This is a genomic window from Halopseudomonas litoralis (assembly GCF_900105005.1).
In the GTDB taxonomy this organism is placed as follows: Bacteria; Pseudomonadota; Gammaproteobacteria; order Pseudomonadales; family Pseudomonadaceae; genus Halopseudomonas; species Halopseudomonas litoralis.
Genome location: NZ_LT629748.1, coordinates 472,370 through 488,131, shown reverse-complemented (window position 1 = coordinate 488,131; position 15,762 = coordinate 472,370). Strand labels below are relative to the sequence as shown.

18 protein-coding genes are annotated in these 15,762 nt (G+C 57.9%); 12 read left to right on the top strand and 6 right to left on the bottom strand.

Translation table 11 applies throughout. The features are described 5' to 3' along the window. Window positions 1–402: 402 nt before the first annotated feature. On the bottom strand, window positions 403–843 hold the full coding sequence (locus tag BLU11_RS02480) for a YtoQ family protein (protein ID WP_090271897.1): 441 nt from the start codon (window positions 841–843) through the stop codon (window positions 403–405). A 99-nt stretch (window positions 844–942) separates the two neighbouring features. Continuing rightward, window positions 943–1,191: an RNA recognition motif domain-containing protein gene (locus BLU11_RS02475; protein ID WP_090271896.1), complete on the bottom strand. Its 249-nt coding sequence runs from the start codon at window positions 1,189–1,191 to the stop codon at window positions 943–945. A gap of 90 nt (window positions 1,192–1,281) precedes the next feature. Here BLU11_RS02475 and BLU11_RS02470 point away from each other — a divergent pair, with 90 nt between their 5' ends. The 12 genes from BLU11_RS02470 (at window position 1,282) to BLU11_RS02415 (ending at window position 12,655) form a co-directional block, all read left to right on the top strand. Continuing rightward, window positions 1,282–1,797 (top strand): RNA methyltransferase, encoded by a 516-nt coding sequence (locus BLU11_RS02470; protein ID WP_090271895.1) that lies wholly within the window; start codon window positions 1,282–1,284, stop codon window positions 1,795–1,797. A gap of 135 nt (window positions 1,798–1,932) precedes the next feature. Next, window positions 1,933–3,267: a substrate-binding domain-containing protein gene (locus BLU11_RS02465; RefSeq protein WP_090271894.1), complete on the top strand. Its 1,335-nt coding sequence runs from the start codon at window positions 1,933–1,935 to the stop codon at window positions 3,265–3,267. A 114-nt stretch (window positions 3,268–3,381) separates the two neighbouring features. Continuing rightward, window positions 3,382–4,407, top strand: a complete 1,026-nt coding sequence (locus BLU11_RS02460; RefSeq protein ID WP_090271893.1) for an alpha/beta fold hydrolase — start codon at window positions 3,382–3,384, stop codon at window positions 4,405–4,407. A 118-nt stretch (window positions 4,408–4,525) separates the two neighbouring features. Beyond that, window positions 4,526–5,086 (top strand): sigma-70 family RNA polymerase sigma factor, encoded by a 561-nt coding sequence (locus BLU11_RS02455; protein WP_090271892.1) that lies wholly within the window; start codon window positions 4,526–4,528, stop codon window positions 5,084–5,086. Beyond that, a complete protein-coding gene (locus tag BLU11_RS02450; RefSeq protein WP_090271891.1) occupies window positions 5,083–5,817 on the top strand; it encodes an anti-sigma factor in 735 nt (244 codons plus the stop codon). Before BLU11_RS02455 ends, BLU11_RS02450 begins: the two co-directional genes overlap by 4 nt. A gap of 121 nt (window positions 5,818–5,938) precedes the next feature. Continuing rightward, a complete protein-coding gene (locus BLU11_RS02445; protein WP_090271890.1) occupies window positions 5,939–6,718 on the top strand; it encodes a DUF4394 domain-containing protein in 780 nt (259 codons plus the stop codon). A 243-nt stretch (window positions 6,719–6,961) separates the two neighbouring features. Next, window positions 6,962–8,668: a type IV-A pilus assembly ATPase PilB gene (gene pilB, locus BLU11_RS02440; protein WP_090271889.1), complete on the top strand. Its 1,707-nt coding sequence runs from the start codon at window positions 6,962–6,964 to the stop codon at window positions 8,666–8,668. A 3-nt stretch (window positions 8,669–8,671) separates the two neighbouring features. Next, window positions 8,672–9,937, top strand: coding sequence for a type II secretion system F family protein (locus BLU11_RS02435; RefSeq protein WP_090271888.1), 1,266 nt, complete (start codon window positions 8,672–8,674; stop codon window positions 9,935–9,937). 3 nt (window positions 9,938–9,940) lie between these two features. After that, window positions 9,941–10,813: a prepilin peptidase gene (locus BLU11_RS02430; protein ID WP_090271887.1), complete on the top strand. Its 873-nt coding sequence runs from the start codon at window positions 9,941–9,943 to the stop codon at window positions 10,811–10,813. A gap of 52 nt (window positions 10,814–10,865) precedes the next feature. After that, window positions 10,866–11,489, top strand: coding sequence for a dephospho-CoA kinase (gene coaE, locus BLU11_RS02425; protein ID WP_090271886.1), 624 nt, complete (start codon window positions 10,866–10,868; stop codon window positions 11,487–11,489). Continuing rightward, window positions 11,486–11,674, top strand: coding sequence for a DNA gyrase inhibitor YacG (gene yacG, locus BLU11_RS02420; protein WP_090271885.1), 189 nt, complete (start codon window positions 11,486–11,488; stop codon window positions 11,672–11,674). The genes coaE and yacG overlap by 4 nt, the downstream gene beginning before the upstream one ends. Before the next feature lie 18 nt (window positions 11,675–11,692). Continuing rightward, window positions 11,693–12,655 carry a Nudix family hydrolase gene (locus BLU11_RS02415; RefSeq protein ID WP_090271884.1) on the top strand — a complete coding sequence of 321 codons (963 nt, stop codon included), beginning with the start codon at window positions 11,693–11,695 and terminating at the stop codon, window positions 12,653–12,655. 8 nt (window positions 12,656–12,663) lie between these two features. On the opposite strand, the gene rnhB is transcribed toward BLU11_RS02415, so the two are convergent. Genes rnhB through fabZ form a run of 4 tightly spaced genes read right to left on the bottom strand, consistent with a single transcriptional unit; the run spans window position 12,664 to window position 15,718 of the window. Beyond that, the gene (gene rnhB, locus BLU11_RS02410; RefSeq protein ID WP_407920243.1) at window positions 12,664–13,314 is read right to left on the bottom strand and encodes a ribonuclease HII; all 651 of its coding nucleotides are present in this window, start codon (window positions 13,312–13,314) and stop codon (window positions 12,664–12,666) included. A gap of 5 nt (window positions 13,315–13,319) precedes the next feature. Next, entirely contained in the window at window positions 13,320–14,501 is a 1,182-nt protein-coding gene (gene lpxB, locus BLU11_RS02405) for a lipid-A-disaccharide synthase (protein WP_090271882.1), read from the bottom strand. A gap of 3 nt (window positions 14,502–14,504) precedes the next feature. Next, a complete protein-coding gene (gene lpxA / locus BLU11_RS02400; protein ID WP_090271881.1) occupies window positions 14,505–15,281 on the bottom strand; it encodes an acyl-ACP--UDP-N-acetylglucosamine O-acyltransferase in 777 nt (258 codons plus the stop codon). Next, entirely contained in the window at window positions 15,278–15,718 is a 441-nt protein-coding gene (fabZ, locus tag BLU11_RS02395; RefSeq protein ID WP_090271880.1) for a 3-hydroxyacyl-ACP dehydratase FabZ, read from the bottom strand. Before fabZ ends, lpxA begins: the two co-directional genes overlap by 4 nt. Window positions 15,719–15,762 lie beyond the last annotated feature (44 nt).

Genomic DNA, 15,762 nt, shown 5'->3' with positions numbered 1-15,762 from the left:
TTTCCTGATAGCTATCTCAGCATATCGCTCCAGTCAGTTTTTCCAAGTCGATCACGACTTTTCTACAGACGAAAAAAAGGGGCGGAATAATCCGCCCCACTTTTTTCTATCCCTACTGCCGTCCCTGACCCAGTCGTCCCGACTGTCACCGTCCTGATGCTCCATTTGCTCAAGCTCCCTGCCGAGCAGCACATTCCCTCGTGCATGGACACATAATACCGTGAAACGATCCCTGATCAATAACTGAAAATGTCTCACCCGTTTGGGTTATGCAAAAAAATACATATTACTTTCAACTGGTTACTGTTTTACGCCGCTCAACAATCCTATTCGGCTCACAACTGGAAGCTGAAAATGCTTACAGCGAACATAGCCGATGTCTTACACGGAGCGGAGGTAGCGTTACCTTTTCGCTACATATGCCAGTATGTCCACTACCTGTTCCGTTGTGGTTGCCCATGCCATGGCTGCGGCATCGACTTCCTTGAGCGGGTGGACAACATCTTCCGCATGCAGGGTGACATAAGGTTTGCCCACTGCAGCGCAATAACCGGCATCGAAAGCAGCGTTCCACTGTTTGTATTTGTCGCCAAACCGAACCACCACCAGGTCGCTCTGTTCAATCAGGGTCTTGGTGCGAATGGCGTTGACCTTGGCCGATTTGTGGTCGCGCCAGAACGCATTGTCTTCCGCGCCCAGATGGTCGCCGGCGGCATCACTGGCGGCATGATCAGTCACTGCGGAGGTAAAGACGACATCCAGACCTCTGGCCTGGGCGCCACGCTTGATCTCGTCGCGCCACTCAGTGTGTATTTCGCCGGAAAGATAAACGTAAAAGGACATGAGGCCTCCAATTTCAAAAGGTCAGACCATAACAGAGGTCCAACTAAAGGCAAGCCGACTACCCTGTTCAGCACCGGACCGGAAATACCAATCAGCTGCTTACGCCTCTTTCGATTCGTCCATTTTCACCCGGATTCGACTGCCGGCGACCTCCTGGTTATTCAACGTCTTGATCGCCGCTCTGGCATCGGCATGCTTGGGCATTTCAACAAAGCCGAAGCCTTTCGATTTGCCGGTCTCCCGATCCATCACCAGCGTGCAGGACTGGACTACCCCGTGCGCTTCAAACAGATTGCGTAGTTCAGCTTCGGTGGTGGTACGAGCAAGGTTGCGAATTAAAAGTTTCATCGGTTTACCGTGTTAATATTTGACCCTCGCACTATACCCCTTTTACCCGCACCCTCATCAGAGACGGCTGCAATCAGCGAACCGGAAATCATGGCAGAATCCAGCGTATGCATCGGGCTCATCGACCCCAAAAGCCCATCCAATGTCGGCGCCGTCATGCGTGCGGCGGGCTGCTATCAGGCGAGTGCCGTGCGTTATACCGGCAGCCGCTACGACCGTGCAGCGCGCTTTCATACTGACACCAAGAATATCAGCCTGAATATTCCGCTCACCCATATCGATAATCTACTGGACGACTTGCCCGCCAAGATTCAGATTGTCTGCGTCGAACTGGTCGAAGGCGCCACCGCCCTGCCGGCTTTCCAGCACCCGCCCCATGCCTTGTATGTCTTCGGTCCCGAGGACGGTAGCCTCAGCCAGGCACTGGTGGATCGCGCCGACGCCGTGGTTTACATCCCCACCATCGGCTGCATGAACCTGGCCGCCACAGTCAATGTTGTCCTGTATGACCGACTGGCCAAATCCAGCGCGGCCAATGGCTGCGACAGCCTGATCCGACAAAGCCGGGATACCAATAATAGAGTGACCGTCAATCAACCCGGTTGATCATCGATAAGCCGGCCAGAACCTCACTTGCTTACTCTAAACCGACTTATTCATCGCGCTACAATAGCGCGCTCAAAAACACCCCTCTTTTTACCCCCAGCGATTCGGGGGCGTTCTGTCATTACAGGGAGTAACATGAACATCGCATCATGGCGGCCAGTCCGCATACAGAAAATTCTCTTTACCGGGACCGTCTGCCTTGCCTTCCAGGCGCAGGCCGCTGCGCTGCAGTTACAGATCAATGGTTCCAACACCATAGGTGCCAGGCTGGCGCCTCTCCTGGTCGAAGGCATGCTCGAAGAGGCGGGCGCGCAGAATATACAATTGCAGCTCAATTCCGAGACCAGAGAAAGCCTGATCACCGCCATCAGCGCCAAAGCCGAACCCATTGAAATCAGTCTTAACGCCCGTGGCTCCACTACTGGTTTTACCGCGCTGATTGAGCAGTCGGGCCAGATAGCCGCAGCGTCCAGACCCATCAAGGACAGCGAAGCCGAAGCATTGAAAAGCCGCGGTGACATGCGCGGCATGAACGCAGAGTACGTCATCGGACTGGATGGACTGGCACTCATCGTCCATCCCGACAACCCAATCAACGCTCTGGATATTGAACAGATTGCGCAGATATTCTCCGGCAAGATCACTCACTGGAATCAAGTCGGCAGTGAGCAAGGCAGCATTCGTCTGCATGCTCGGGACAGCAATTCCGGCACCTGGGAAACCTTCCGTGATCTGGTTCTGACACCCAAGCAACTGAAACTGCATGCGGACGCGCGCCGCTTTGAGTCCAATTCTGATCTCTCTCAAGCCGTGAGCAGCGACAGAAATGCCATAGGCTTTGTCGGCCTTGCCAGTGTCGAGCAGGCTAAAGCCCTTGCTGTTTCGGCCGGCGACTCGCGCGCCATGCTACCCAGCAAAGCCCAAGTCGCCACTGAAGACTATCCCCTGTCCCGCCGGCTGTATCTGTACATCAGCCCAGACGAAAACAATCCCCGGGCGCAGGCATTGATTGCTTTCACCCAAAGCCAGGCAGGACAGGAAATCGTCGAACAGGTAGGTTTTGTCGGGCAGAACATCAAGGCCATGCAGATAGCGCCTCAAGCCGACATGCCGGCGCCTTACCAGCAACTGGCAGAGCAAGCACAACGCCTCTCGGTCAACTTTCGCTTCACGGAAGGCAGCTCGCAGCTGGATAACAAGGCAAGGAAGGATATTGACCGCGTATTGGATTATTTACGTGCGCAAGGCAAAACCGAGAACAAAGTGGTGTTGGTGGGTTTTGGCGACCCGAGACATGGCGGCGCCGAGCTGATATCAAAGTTGCGCGCCATGAAGGTGCGGCGGGCTCTGGCCAACCAAGGTGTAACCGTTAAAGACGCTTTTGGCATCGGTGCCGACCTACCGGTGGCTGCCAACACCCATGATGATGGGCGCGTGAAAAACCGCCGGGTTGAGATCTGGGTGTATTGAACGCTCGGGATTCTGCCAGCAGATGTTTCAGAATGTTTGTTATTGGAATCCTGCGCGGTAAATGCTGCCATCCTGTTCATGACCACGTAGTCTATTGAATACAGGAGAGAAGCAATGGCACGTCCTTTTACCCTCGCACTATTAGCCGGTTGCATTGTTGCGGCCGGCGTTTATGCCGGCAGCGTTGTGGCTGCTGACGCGCCCGAATATGATGGCGAATTGTCCGGTTTCGAGTACGCCTACCCGGTCGAACGCTTTACCTTTAGTTCCCAGGGCCGCAAGCTGCAGATGGCCTACCTGGATATTCAGCCTGAAACCGATAGCGCAAACGGCAGAACCGTGGTGCTGATGCATGGCAAGAATTTCTGCGCTGGCACTTGGGAAGACACCATTGCCGAGCTGCACTCGGCTGGCTATCGCGTCATCGCGCCGGATCAAGTGGGCTTCTGCAAATCATCCAAGCCCGAGCACTATCAATTCAGCTTCCACCAACTGGCGGCCAATAGCCGGGCGTTGCTGGAAGAGTTGGAGGTCGACAACGTCACCGTCATGGGCCACTCCATGGGCGGTATGCTCGCTACTCGTTTTGCGCTGATGTACCCCGAGTACACCGAGCAATTGGTCATGGTCAACCCGATTGGTCTGGAAGACTGGAAAGCCCTCGGGGTCCCCTATCAGAGCATTGACGACGGCTACCAGGCCGAGCTGCGCAAGACCGCCGAGAGCATCCGTGCTTATCAGCAGTCCACCTATTATGTGAACACTTGGGAGCCTGAGTACGATCGCTGGGTCGAGATGTCGGCGGGAATGTACGCCGGGAAGGATAAGGAACGGGTGGCCTGGAATCAGGCACTGACCTCGGACATGGTGTTCACCCAGCCCGTGGTTCACGAGTTCGGCCAGTTGCAGATGCCGACTCTGTTACTGATCGGCGAGAAGGACAACACCGCCATCGGCAAGGCGCTGGCCCCCAAAGACATTCAAAAGACCCTGGGACGTTACGACGTGCTTGGCAAACAGGCCGCCGAGGCGATTCCGCAGGCCACGCTGGTGGAGTTTACCGATCTGGGCCACTCACCTCAGATCCAGCAGCAAGAACGTTTTCACAAGGCATTACTTGAAGGCCTGGAGCGCCGATAAACCCGCACGGCGGGCAGCACGCAAGATACTATTTTCATGCAACGGACATCCAGAGGTCATGGTCGCGGGTATAGCCATGAAGGATGGATAAGTGAAACGCTAAGCACAGGAACAGCGCATGCCGGAAGACCGATTCGACTACGAAAGCACACTGGAGGCCTGTGCTCGCAGAGACAAGGCTGCATTCGAGCATCTGTATCAGCAGGAGTCGGGGCAGATGCTGGGACTGGCGATCACGCTGCTCGGGCGTCGTGATCATGCGGAGGATTGCCTGCATGACGCCTTCATCAAGATCTGGAGTAACGCGGATCGGTTCGATCGCGCGCTGGGCCAGGGTCGCGCGTGGATCTACAGCATTCTGCGCTATCGCGCATTGAATCAGCTGCGCAGTCGCGGTCGTCTGGTGGCGACGGATGATGACTTTATCGAGCAGATGGCGGACGACAGCCCGCAGGCTGAAGACCACACCGCGCAACAATGGCAGGGCAAGCAACTGAAACACTGTCTGCAACAGCTTGAGCGGCCGCGGCGCCATCCGATCCTGTTGGCATTCTATCGGGGTTTGACCCATGACCAGATTGCTGACCGGCTGACCACCCCGCTGGGTACCATCAAAGGCCGTATCCGTGCTGGATTACGCGCATTGCAGGAGTGCTTGCAGGAGTGCTTGCAAGCATGATTCCAACATCTCTCGCAGATCGCCGGGCACTGATCGGCGAATACGTTCTGGGCCTGCTTGGCGAGCCGGAGGCATCCGAAGTCCGAGAGCTGATCGCGGCTGACAGGGACGCGGCGCACATAGCACTGGATTGGGAGGCTCACTTGCTTGAACTGACCGATGAACTCCCACCGCAAACACCGGCACCCAAGACCTGGGAGAGGATACAGCAAAGTCTCGGCTGGGTGCCCGTCGGCAGTGTCACTGATACACGCAGGTCTGAGTCTTCAGCGGCACGCTGGTGGAACAGTCTCGGATTATGGCGCCTTACCACGGGTGCACTCGCGCTGCTGGTGCTGCTCAGCTGGCTGCCTGGCGTGCTACGCGATCAGGCTCCCGGTGCGGCCACTTATACTGCTGTGCTGCAAGCTCCGGGTGAGGCTGCCAGCCCCGGTTGGGTAGTGAATATCGACTCCGAGGGTACGTTGAGCCTGCAATCGCTGGTTGAGGATCAGGTTCCAGAGGACCGCTCGGTGCAGTTCTGGACACTGAACGACCCTGCCGACGGCCCACGCTCCCTGGGTCTGATCGAACCAGGTACACAGATGACGCTCAGTGCCGAGCAGATCGGTGCTGTGCAGGCGGGGCAGCTGTTCGAGCTGACGCTGGAACCGGCCGGCGGTTCGCCACTGGACAGGCCCACGGGCGAGGTCTTGTACATTGGCCGTGCGGTGCTGATAGCCGGTAATTAGAAATATTTTCGGTCCACGACATCCAAAGGTGATCCTCGCGGGTATTGATAGACAGGTGACGTGCAAACAGCACCTGTCTGGATGGCAAAGCCCATCGCTAACTGCTTACGAGGAATCACTGATGCATACTTTCAATAAAATGATCCTGGCTACGTCTTTGACCCTGATTGCCGGTACCGCCAGCGCAGCAAGCCTGCTGGCGCTGGGTGAAGATGGCAAGCTGTATAAAATCGACAGTGATGCACTGGCTGTAACGGCCAGCATGGAAGTCGAAGGCGCTGATAACCTGCGTGGTATCGACGTACGCCCAGCGAATGGCAACCTCTATGCGTTAGGTGGAGGCGATCAGCTGTACACCGTTGACCTGTCCTCCGGCGTCGCGACTGCGGGAGCCAAATTGAATATGGAACTGCCCGGCAGCGGCCAGGCGGTAGTGGATTTCAATCCCGTTGCTGACCGCCTGCGGCTGCTGGCGGACGACGGCACCAACTTCCGCGTCAATGTAGACACCGGTGAAGTGGTCAATGACGGCGAGGTAGCCTATGCCAAAGACGGGGATTACGCCGGTGATACTGCGAAGATCATTGCTGGCGCCTACACCAACTCCTACGTTGGCACCGAGAAAACCTCTCTGTACAACGTGGACCTCGCTACCGGTAACCTGATGCTGCAGGATCCGCCGAATGATGGCGTGCAGAAAACTGTCGGTGAATTGGCCAAGGGCCTGGATGGTGCAGCTATGGACATAGCCAGTGACGGCAAGGGCAGCAACACCGCTTATGTGCTGACCGGCACCACCCTGCATACCGTCAACCTGGAGACAGGTGCGCCTACCACGCTGGGCGACATCGCTGACCTCCCGGACGACCTCATTGATATAGCCGTATTGCCTGCCATGTAGTTGATCCTTGTATGGGAAGCAACTCCTGCCTACAGGCAGGGGCTGCTTCTTCTGACCCGGCTTGCTTCTGGACAGGTCAACAACTGGGAGCAGGTCGGTGGTGCCCCTCAATTCGCCGGGAAGTGAGGTTGCTGGTCAGGCTGGACCGCTCGGTGCACAGTTGTTTGGTCGCTGCGCTTTTGGTGTATCGCCACGGTGCTGTACTATAGTTGCCTCTGTCTCATTACGTACCGGGAAGACTCTATGGATACCCCCGCTCTCTCCGGCTTGGCCCGGCGGATCGTTCAGGAAGAACTGTTGGATGCACAGGCGGCCGGTAAAGCCAGCCAGCAGGCCAGCCGGGACAAGATTCCCTTCATCACCTATCTGGTGCAGAACAAACTGGCCAAGGCGCGTGATCTGGCCATGGTCTGCGCCGAAGAATTCGGCTATCCCTATTTCGACCTGGCGGCGTTGGATCGCGAAAGTCAGCCCGAAGTCAGCCTGGTCAGCGAAAAGCTGATCCGCCAGCATTGTGTGATGCCGCTGCACAAGCGCGGCTCACGGCTGTATCTGGCTCTGTCGGACCCGACCAATCAGCAGGCGCTGAGCGATATCCAGTTCAATACCGGACTGATGACCGACGCGGTGATTGTCGAGGATGACAAGCTGCGCAAGGCGATCGACAAATATCTTGAGAGCGCGACCGGCGGTCTTGATGATATGGCTGATGCCGATCTAGACGGACTGGAAGTCGAAGCCGTTACCAACGATGACAAACGCGGGGAACCCACCAAGGATACCGAGGATGCGCCGGTGGTGCGCTTCGTCAACAAGATGCTGCTGGATGCGGTAAAGAAAGGCTCTTCCGACTTGCACTTCGAGCCCTATGAGAAGACCTACCGGGTCCGCTTCCGTACCGACGGTATTCTGCATGAGGTATCCAAGCCGCCGGTGCAGCTGGGGGTGAAGATTGCTGCGCGTCTGAAGGTAATGTCCTCGATGGATCTGGCCGAGCGACGTAAACCGCAGGATGGCCGCATCAAGCTGAAGATATCCAAGAACAAGGCCATCGACTTCCGGGTCAACACCCTGCCGACCCTGTGGGGCGAGAAGGTGGTGCTGCGTATTCTGGACTCCGAGAGCGCCAAGATGGGTATTGATGCGCTGGGTTATGAGGATGACCAGAAGCAGATGTACATGGATGCGCTGGCCAAGCCCCAGGGCATGATTCTGGTCACCGGCCCGACCGGCTCTGGTAAGACGGTATCCCTGTATACTGGCCTGAATATCCTCAATACCATGGAACGCAATATTTCAACCGCCGAAGACCCGGTTGAGATCAACCTGGAGGGCATCAACCAGGTCAACGTGAACCCCAAGCAGGGACTGGACTTTGCCCAGGCGCTGCGTGCCTTTCTGCGTCAGGACCCGGATATCATCATGGTGGGTGAGATCCGCGACCTTGAAACGGCCGAGATTGCCATCAAGGCGTCCCAGACCGGTCACATGGTATTGTCGACATTGCACACCAACAGCGCGGCGGAAACGCTGACTCGCTTGCGTAATATGGGCGTGGCGTCATTCAACATCGCCACCTCTGTCAATCTGATCATCGCCCAGCGCCTGGCGCGCCGGTTGTGCTCGCATTGTCGGAAGCCCATGGATATTCCCCGCGAAACATTGCAGGAAGAAGGCTTCAGCGAAGAAAAAATTGCTAGCGGGTTAACGATTTACGGACCGGTGGGTTGCGAAAACTGTCAGGATGGTTATAAAGGGCGTGTCGGAATCTATGAAGTTGTTCGGATCACCCCCGCCATCCAGCGAATCATCATGGAAGACGGCAACTCCATGCAGATTTCCGACGTTGCCCAGAATGAAGGATTCAGAAGCTTGCGCCAATCCGCGCTGATGAAGGCGGAACAGGGTGTCACCAGCCTGGCGGAAGTGAACCGAGTGACCAAGGATTAAGTCATGGCCCAGCAAACAGCAGTAAAAAGGACCAGCTCCGCCGCGAAACCCGCGAAGAAAAAGGTCGAAAAGATCTACCCGTTCAAGTGGGAAGGCAAGGACCGCAAGGGCACCAAGATTTCCGGTGAGATCCAGGGCACCAATCAGGCGCTGATCAAGGCCCAGCTGCGCAAGCAGGGTATTCTGGTCACCAAGATTAACAAGAAATCCACTCTGTTCAGCGCTCGATCGAAAAAGATCAAGCCGCTGGATATCGCTTTCTTCACCCGGCAGCTGGCGACCATGATGGCCGCGGGTGTGCCTATTGTGCAGGCGTTCGAGATCATTGCCGAAGGCACAGCCAACCCCAACTTTGCCAAGCTGATCAATGAGATCAAGACCGACGTGGCCTCGGGTAACACCCTGGCTGCGTCGCTGGCCAAGCATCCGCAGTATTTTGATGACCTGTTCTGCAATCTGGTGGAGTCCGGCGAGCAGTCCGGTCGACTGGAATCCCTGTTGGATCGGATCGCCACATATAAGGAAAAGACCGAGGCGCTGAAAGCCAAGATAAAGAAAGCCATGACCTACCCCATTGCGGTCGTCGTGGTGGCGGTGATCGTGACGGCCATTCTGCTACTCAAGGTGGTACCGCAGTTCAAGGATGTGTTCGCCAACTTCGGCGCCGATCTGCCCGGTTTTACTTTGATGGTGATCGGCTTGTCGGAATGGTTGCAGGCGTGGTGGTTCATCATTCTGATCGGGCTTATTGTCATCGGCTGGGGCTATACCCAGATCAACCGACGCTCCAAGCCCTTCCGTGATGCCCAGGATCGGACACTACTCAAGGCGCCGATTGTCGGACAAATCATCTACGAGGCGGCGGTTGCTCGCTATGCGCGTACGCTCTCCACCACCTTCGCTGCAGGTGTGCCATTGGTGCAGGCGCTGGATTCCGTCGCCGGCGCGGCGGGCAACGTGGTGTTCTACAACGCGGTCATGGGCATCAAACAGGATGTATCAGCCGGTACTCAGCTGAACTTCGCCATGCGTACCACCAATGTGTTTCCGTCGCTGGCCATTCAGATGGCAGGGATCGGTGAAGAGTCAGGAAACCTCGACGGCATGCTGGAGAAGGTCGCTGACTTCTACGAGGCCGAGGTGGATAACAAGGTGGACAACCTGACCACGCTGCTGGAGCCGATGATCATGTCGGTATTGGGTGTACTGATCGGCGGCCTGATCATCGCCATGTACCTGCCGATTTTCCAGCTGGGCGCCGTTGTCTGATATATGACCCTACTCGATTATATGGCCAGCCATTTGCTGGCCTTTGTTGTAGTTGCCGGGCTGCTGGGATTGGTGGTCGGCAGCTTTCTCAATGTGGTTATTCATCGTCTGCCGAAGATGATGGAACGCGACTGGCTGCATCAGGCCCGCGAGATGCTGGAGCCGGACGCGCCTCAGCCTGAGCAGCCGGTATACAACCTGGTACTCCCCCACTCCCATTGCCCGCATTGTCAGACCGAGATCAAACCCTGGCAGAATCTGCCACTGATCAGTTACACATTGCTGCGCGGCCGCTGCGGCAACTGCCGGGAGCGCATCAGCCCGCGTTATCCGCTGGTGGAGCTGTTGACTGCGGTATTGAGCATGGTGGTCGCCTGGCAATATGGCTTCGGCTGGCCGGCAGCCGGGATGCTCCTGTTGACCTGGGCCCTGATCAGCCTGAGTTTGATCGACGCCGATACCCAACTGCTTCCCGATGCCATAGTACTGCCGATGCTGTGGCTGGGGTTGATCGCCAATAGCTTTGGTCTGTTAACCGATATACACGCAGCGCTGTGGGGCGCCGTATTCGGCTATCTGAGTCTGTGGTCGGTATATTGGCTGTTCAAGCTGATCACCGGCAAGGAAGGCATGGGTTATGGCGACTTCAAGCTGTTGGCCATGCTCGGCGCCTGGGGCGGCTGGCAGGTGTTGCCCTTGACCATTCTGCTGTCCTCACTGGTGGGAGCCATACTCGGCATCATCATCCTCAAGACCCGCGGCGACGCAAACTCCACCCCCCTGCCCTTCGGGCCTTATCTGGCGATTGCAGGATGGATTGCGATTATCTGGGGTGAGTGGATTACCGGGACCTATTTGCGGTTTGCCGGGTTTTAGGGGGCTCCGTATACTGGCTGCCTTCGTCAAAGACCCAAGGCACTGAACTGCAATGACCTCTTCCAACATCTTCATCATCGGCCTGACTGGCGGTATCGGCAGCGGCAAGAGTGCTGCTGCTGCGCGCTTTGCCGAGGCGCATGGGATCCATGTAGTGGATGCCGATATCAAGTCGCGGGTCGTGGTTGAGCCGGGGCGGCCGGCATTGCATCAGATCGCCGACCGCTTTGGTGATGCCGTGCTGCAGGAGGATGGCTCGCTCAACCGTGCCGTGCTGCGCGAGCATGTGTTTCAGTATCCGAATGAGCGCCGCTGGCTTGAGCAGCTACTGCATCCGCTGATTCGAGAAGAAACCGTCAATGACCTGGCCTCTGCCGAATCACCCTACGCATTGCTGGTCTCGCCTTTGCTGGTCGAGTCGGGCCAGTATCAGATGACCCGACGGGTGCTGGTAGTGGATGTGCCCGAAGCGCTGCAGATTGCCCGTACAACCCTGCGCGATAAGGTGCCTGAAGAACAGGTCAGAGCCATTCTACAGGCTCAGGCCAGGCGCGAAGAGCGATTGCGCCACGCCGATGATGTCATCACCAACGACCGCGACCTGGCTGCGCTGCATCATCAGGTCGATCAATTGCATCAGTTTTACCTGACCCTGAGCACAGGAGCAAAGCAATGACCACCACCGTAGAATGCCCGACCTGCAAGGCGCCGGTAACCTGGGATGAAAGCTTCCCGGATCGCCCCTTCTGCTCGCCTCGCTGCCGCCTGATTGATCTCGGTGCCTGGGCCTCGGAAGAACATGTTATCCCCGGTGATGAGCTGGAGCAGGATGTGTTTTCCGAAGATGGGCCCGGACGATAAGACAGATAAGGGAAACCCATGCGCTACATTCATGTTATGGCTGCCGTCATCCGCGATGCACAGAACCGTATTCTGATTGCCAAGCGCCCGGAGGATGCTCATCAGGGTGGGTTGTGGGAGTTTCCCGGTGGCAAGCTGGAAGATGGCGAGGAGCGCGCTGATGGCTTGCGCCGGGAGTTGCAGGAAGAGCTGGGGATCAGAGTGACCCAGGCGCGTCCACTGCTGGATATACGTCACGACTACCCGGACAAGTCGGTGCGATTGGACGTATGGCTGGTCACCGGCTTTGAAGGCCAGGCGCATGGTGCCGAGGGGCAGCCGGTGCGCTGGGTGTCAGCGGCTGAGCTGGATGATTATGACTTTCCGGCTGCCAACGCGCCCATAGTGCGAGCCGCGCAGTTGCCAGAGGTGTATCTCATCACCCCGGATGTGACCGACGAGGCGGAGCTGTTTTCTGGACTCGAGCGAGCCCGGGGGATGGGTGTGAGGCTGGTTCAGTTGCGACAGTCGAGGCTTTCTGCCGAGACCTACAGGGATCTGGCGCAGCGGGTTCTCGCTCGGTTTGGTGATGATTTTCAATGGTTGCTGAAAGGTGATGAGCAACCTGTTCTGCCTGGGGCGGGTTGGCATCTGACCAGCCGGCAGCTGCGGCAGATGTGGCTGCAGGATTTCGGGCCAGACGCGTCCGGCCAGACCGGCGAAGCGCGGCCCAAAGGGCGCTTGCTGGCCGCGTCCTGCCATGATGCCGAAGAACTGGCCATGGCGGCAGAGGTTGCGGTGGATTTTGTCACCTTGTCTCCGGTCATGCCAACGGCGACGCACCCTGATGCCGTTCCGCTGGGCTGGGAGCTTGCTCAGGAGCTGATCAGGACGGTGAGTATGCCTGTGTATGTACTGGGGGGCGTGGGGCCAGAAACGCGGGCCCGGGCGTTTGCAGTCGGTGCCCAAGGCGTGGCGGGGATTCGGCGTTTTTGGGGTTGATCAGGTAGTTAAACTACCCCGGCGACGACACTGTCCATCTCATCCATTACCGCTTCAACCGGGCTCACAGCCAGCGCTTCGCGCACTGGGGCAAAAGAGCGGCGGTGAATGGGGGTGGCGCCGAGCAGTTGCAGTGCGCTCATGTGCTCGCGGGTGGGGTAGCCTTTGTGTTTGGCCATGCCGTACCCGGGGTACAGCAGATCCATTTCGTGCATTTCCCGGTCTCGGGTAACTTTTGCCAAAATCGAAGCGGCGGCTATAGCTGGTACCCTGGAATCGCCCTTGATGACCGGTTCGCTAGGCATAGGCAGGACTGGGCAACGGTTGCCATCGACCAATACGCGATCTGGACGAATGGCCAGCCCATGCACTGCACGCTGCATCGCCAGCATGGTGGCATGCAGGATGTTCAGCTGATCAATTTCATCGACCTCAGCCCGTCCGATAGCCCAGGCCAGTGCCCGTTCCTGAATCAATGGAAACAACGCTTCACGATGCGCTTCGGTCAGCTTCTTCGAATCATTCAGACCTTCAATGGGCCGCAGCGGGTCGAGAATCACCGCTGCGGTAACCACGGCGCCGCAGAGCGGACCACGCCCCACTTCGTCGACACCGGCGATCAACTCGTTGCCTTCGGGCAGCGTCCAGTCCATCAGCATCTGCGTCATACGGGCCGTCCCTTGCGCTGCAGCAATTCCAGCACGGCCGCTGCTGCAGAGCGATCTGCATCGCGGCGCAGCATCTGGTGCAGCTCCATGAATACCGCTTCGGTCTGTTCTCGTTCCGGCGTGGCACCAAGCCGCGCAAGCAGCGCTTGGCCCATGGCCTCGGGCGTAGCATCGTCCTGCAGGAACTCGGGCGCAACCTCGCGCCCGGCCAGCAGGTTCGGCAAAGCTACATGCCCGACCTTGACCAGACGCTTGAGGATCTTGAAGGTCAGCGAAGCCATGCGATAGGCGACCACCATGGGCCGCTTGAACAGCATCGCTTCCAGAGTCGCCGTACCTGACGCAATCAATACCGCATCGCAGGCCGCCAGCGCCTCGTGGCCCTGACCATCGAGCAAGGTCACTGGTAGATTCAGGCCGCTATCAGCAAGAATCGCTTCCATCTGCTGACGGCGCTCGGGATTGGCGCAGGGCAAAATGAACTGCAGCTCGGGGCGTTGCTGCAGGCACCAGGCTGCGGTTTGCAAAAACAGTAAACCCAGCTTGCGCAGCTCGCCGTTGCGACTGCCGGGCATAAGGGCAATCACCGACGCGTCATCTGCCAGGCCCAGGGTTTCTCGTGCCGCGCTGCGGTCGGGTACCAGCGGAATGTCGTCGGCCAATGTATGGCCGACACAACGCACCGCCACGCCGTGCTTGCGATAGACCTCTTCCTCGAAGGGAAACAGGGTCAGCATCAGATCGGTGGACTGGCAAATACCCAACACGCGCTTTTCCCGCCAAGCCCAGACCGATGGGCTGACATAATGCACCGTGGGGATACCGGCCTCGCGCAGTCGCTGCTCAACGCCAAGGGTGAAGTCCGGGGCGTCGATGCCGATGACCACATCCGGCTGCCGCTGCTTGAGATAGGCCACCAGATCGCGGCGGATACGCAGCAATTCGCGCAGACGTCCGAGCACCTCGACCAACCCCATCACCGACAGCCGCTCCATCGGCACCTGGCTGACCAGCCCTTCGGCCTGCATGCGCGGCCCGCCTATGCCGATAAACTCGGTGTCGGGGTGCACTTCCTTGAGTGCCCGGATCAGCCCTGCGCCCAAAGTATCGCCGGATGCCTCACCGGCAACCAGGGCGATACACAGAGGACGATAGGGGGTCGCAGTGACGGCGCTCATGATTCAGCGCGTAATGCCGCGGGTCGATGCCAGGATGGAATCACGATACAGCGCAACTTCGGGATGCTGCGTCGCCTCGTCATCCAACAACTGCAGCGCTTCCTGCAGCGTCTTGCCCTGACGGTAGACGACTTTGTAGGCGCGACGCAGCGCAGTGATGAGCTCCGGGCTATAGCCACGACGCCGCATGCCTTCGAAATTCATGCCATGGGCGTTAGCCGGGTTTCCGCCGACCATGACGAAGGCCGGGATATCCTTGAATACCGCACTGTTGGCGGCACTCATGGACCAGGCGCCGATGTGACAGAACTGATGCACCGTGGTGTAGCCACCAAGAATGACGCCATCGCCGACATGCACGTGCCCGGCGATGGTCGCATTGTTGGCCATGATGATGTTGTCACCGACAACGCAGTCATGGGCAATGTGCACATAGGCCATGAGCAGGTTGTTGCTGCCGATGGTGGTGACACCCCGGTCCTGCACAGTCCCGCGGTGCAGGGTGCAGCCTTCACGGATGACATTGTTGTCGCCGATCACCAGCCGGGTCGGCTCACCCTGGTATTTCTTGTCCTGACAATCTTCACCGACAGAGGCGAACTGGAAAATCCGGTTGCCCTTGCCGATGGTGGTCGGCCCTCGCACAACCACGTGGGGTCCAATCACGGTTCCGGCACCGATCTCGACATCCGGTCCGATCAGAGACCAGGGGCCAACCTCGACGTCATCAGCCAGCCGCGCGGCTGGATCGACGATCGCCTGAGGGTGAATCCGACTCATACTCTATGTTCCGCACAGATGATTTCACCGGAACAGGCTTCTTTGCCGTCCACCAGTGCGCGGCAGGCGAACTTCCAGATGCCACGCTTGTTGCTCAGGTAGGTAGCCTCCAGCTGCAGCTGATCACCCGGCACTACCGGCTGGCGAAAGCGCAGCTTGTCGGAGCCGACGAAATAATACAGCGTACCGTCTTCCGCCTTGGTGTTCATCATCTTGAAACCCAGCAGACCTGCTGCCTGGGCCATGGCCTCGATGATCAGTACGCCTGGCATGATGGGGTGTCCAGGGAAATGCCCTTCAAAGAAGGGTTCATTAACTGATACGTTCTTGTAGGCGCGAATACGCTTGCCCTCAAGGTCCAGCTCAACCACCCGGTCCACCAGCAGAAAAGGATAGCGGTGGGGCAGGTATTCTTTGATTTCGTTGATATCCATTATGTCTTGAGGCCTTGCAGTGACTTGCAGTAAAAGGTTGGATGCGC

What these genes read in the sequence shown, in the direction of transcription:
- BLU11_RS02480 (WP_090271897.1), bottom strand. Translation starts at nt 843, where the DNA reads ATGTCCTTTTACGTTTATCTTTCCGGCGAAATACACACTGAGTGGCGC.
- BLU11_RS02475 (WP_090271896.1), bottom strand. Translation starts at nt 1,191, where the DNA reads ATGAAACTTTTAATTCGCAACCTTGCTCGTACCACCACCGAAGCTGAA.
- BLU11_RS02470 (WP_090271895.1), top strand. Translation starts at nt 1,282, where the DNA reads ATGGCAGAATCCAGCGTATGCATCGGGCTCATCGACCCCAAAAGCCCA.
- BLU11_RS02465 (WP_090271894.1), top strand. Translation starts at nt 1,933, where the DNA reads ATGAACATCGCATCATGGCGGCCAGTCCGCATACAGAAAATTCTCTTT.
- BLU11_RS02460 (WP_090271893.1), top strand. Translation starts at nt 3,382, where the DNA reads ATGGCACGTCCTTTTACCCTCGCACTATTAGCCGGTTGCATTGTTGCG.
- BLU11_RS02455 (WP_090271892.1), top strand. Translation starts at nt 4,526, where the DNA reads ATGCCGGAAGACCGATTCGACTACGAAAGCACACTGGAGGCCTGTGCT.
- BLU11_RS02450 (WP_090271891.1), top strand. Translation starts at nt 5,083, where the DNA reads ATGATTCCAACATCTCTCGCAGATCGCCGGGCACTGATCGGCGAATAC.
- BLU11_RS02445 (WP_090271890.1), top strand. Translation starts at nt 5,939, where the DNA reads ATGCATACTTTCAATAAAATGATCCTGGCTACGTCTTTGACCCTGATT.
- pilB (WP_090271889.1), top strand. Translation starts at nt 6,962, where the DNA reads ATGGATACCCCCGCTCTCTCCGGCTTGGCCCGGCGGATCGTTCAGGAA.
- BLU11_RS02435 (WP_090271888.1), top strand. Translation starts at nt 8,672, where the DNA reads ATGGCCCAGCAAACAGCAGTAAAAAGGACCAGCTCCGCCGCGAAACCC.
- BLU11_RS02430 (WP_090271887.1), top strand. Translation starts at nt 9,941, where the DNA reads ATGACCCTACTCGATTATATGGCCAGCCATTTGCTGGCCTTTGTTGTA.
- coaE (WP_090271886.1), top strand. Translation starts at nt 10,866, where the DNA reads ATGACCTCTTCCAACATCTTCATCATCGGCCTGACTGGCGGTATCGGC.
- yacG (WP_090271885.1), top strand. Translation starts at nt 11,486, where the DNA reads ATGACCACCACCGTAGAATGCCCGACCTGCAAGGCGCCGGTAACCTGG.
- BLU11_RS02415 (WP_090271884.1), top strand. Translation starts at nt 11,693, where the DNA reads ATGCGCTACATTCATGTTATGGCTGCCGTCATCCGCGATGCACAGAAC.
- rnhB (WP_407920243.1), bottom strand. Translation starts at nt 13,314, where the DNA reads ATGCTGATGGACTGGACGCTGCCCGAAGGCAACGAGTTGATCGCCGGT.
- lpxB (WP_090271882.1), bottom strand. Translation starts at nt 14,501, where the DNA reads ATGAGCGCCGTCACTGCGACCCCCTATCGTCCTCTGTGTATCGCCCTG.
- lpxA (WP_090271881.1), bottom strand. Translation starts at nt 15,281, where the DNA reads ATGAGTCGGATTCACCCTCAGGCGATCGTCGATCCAGCCGCGCGGCTG.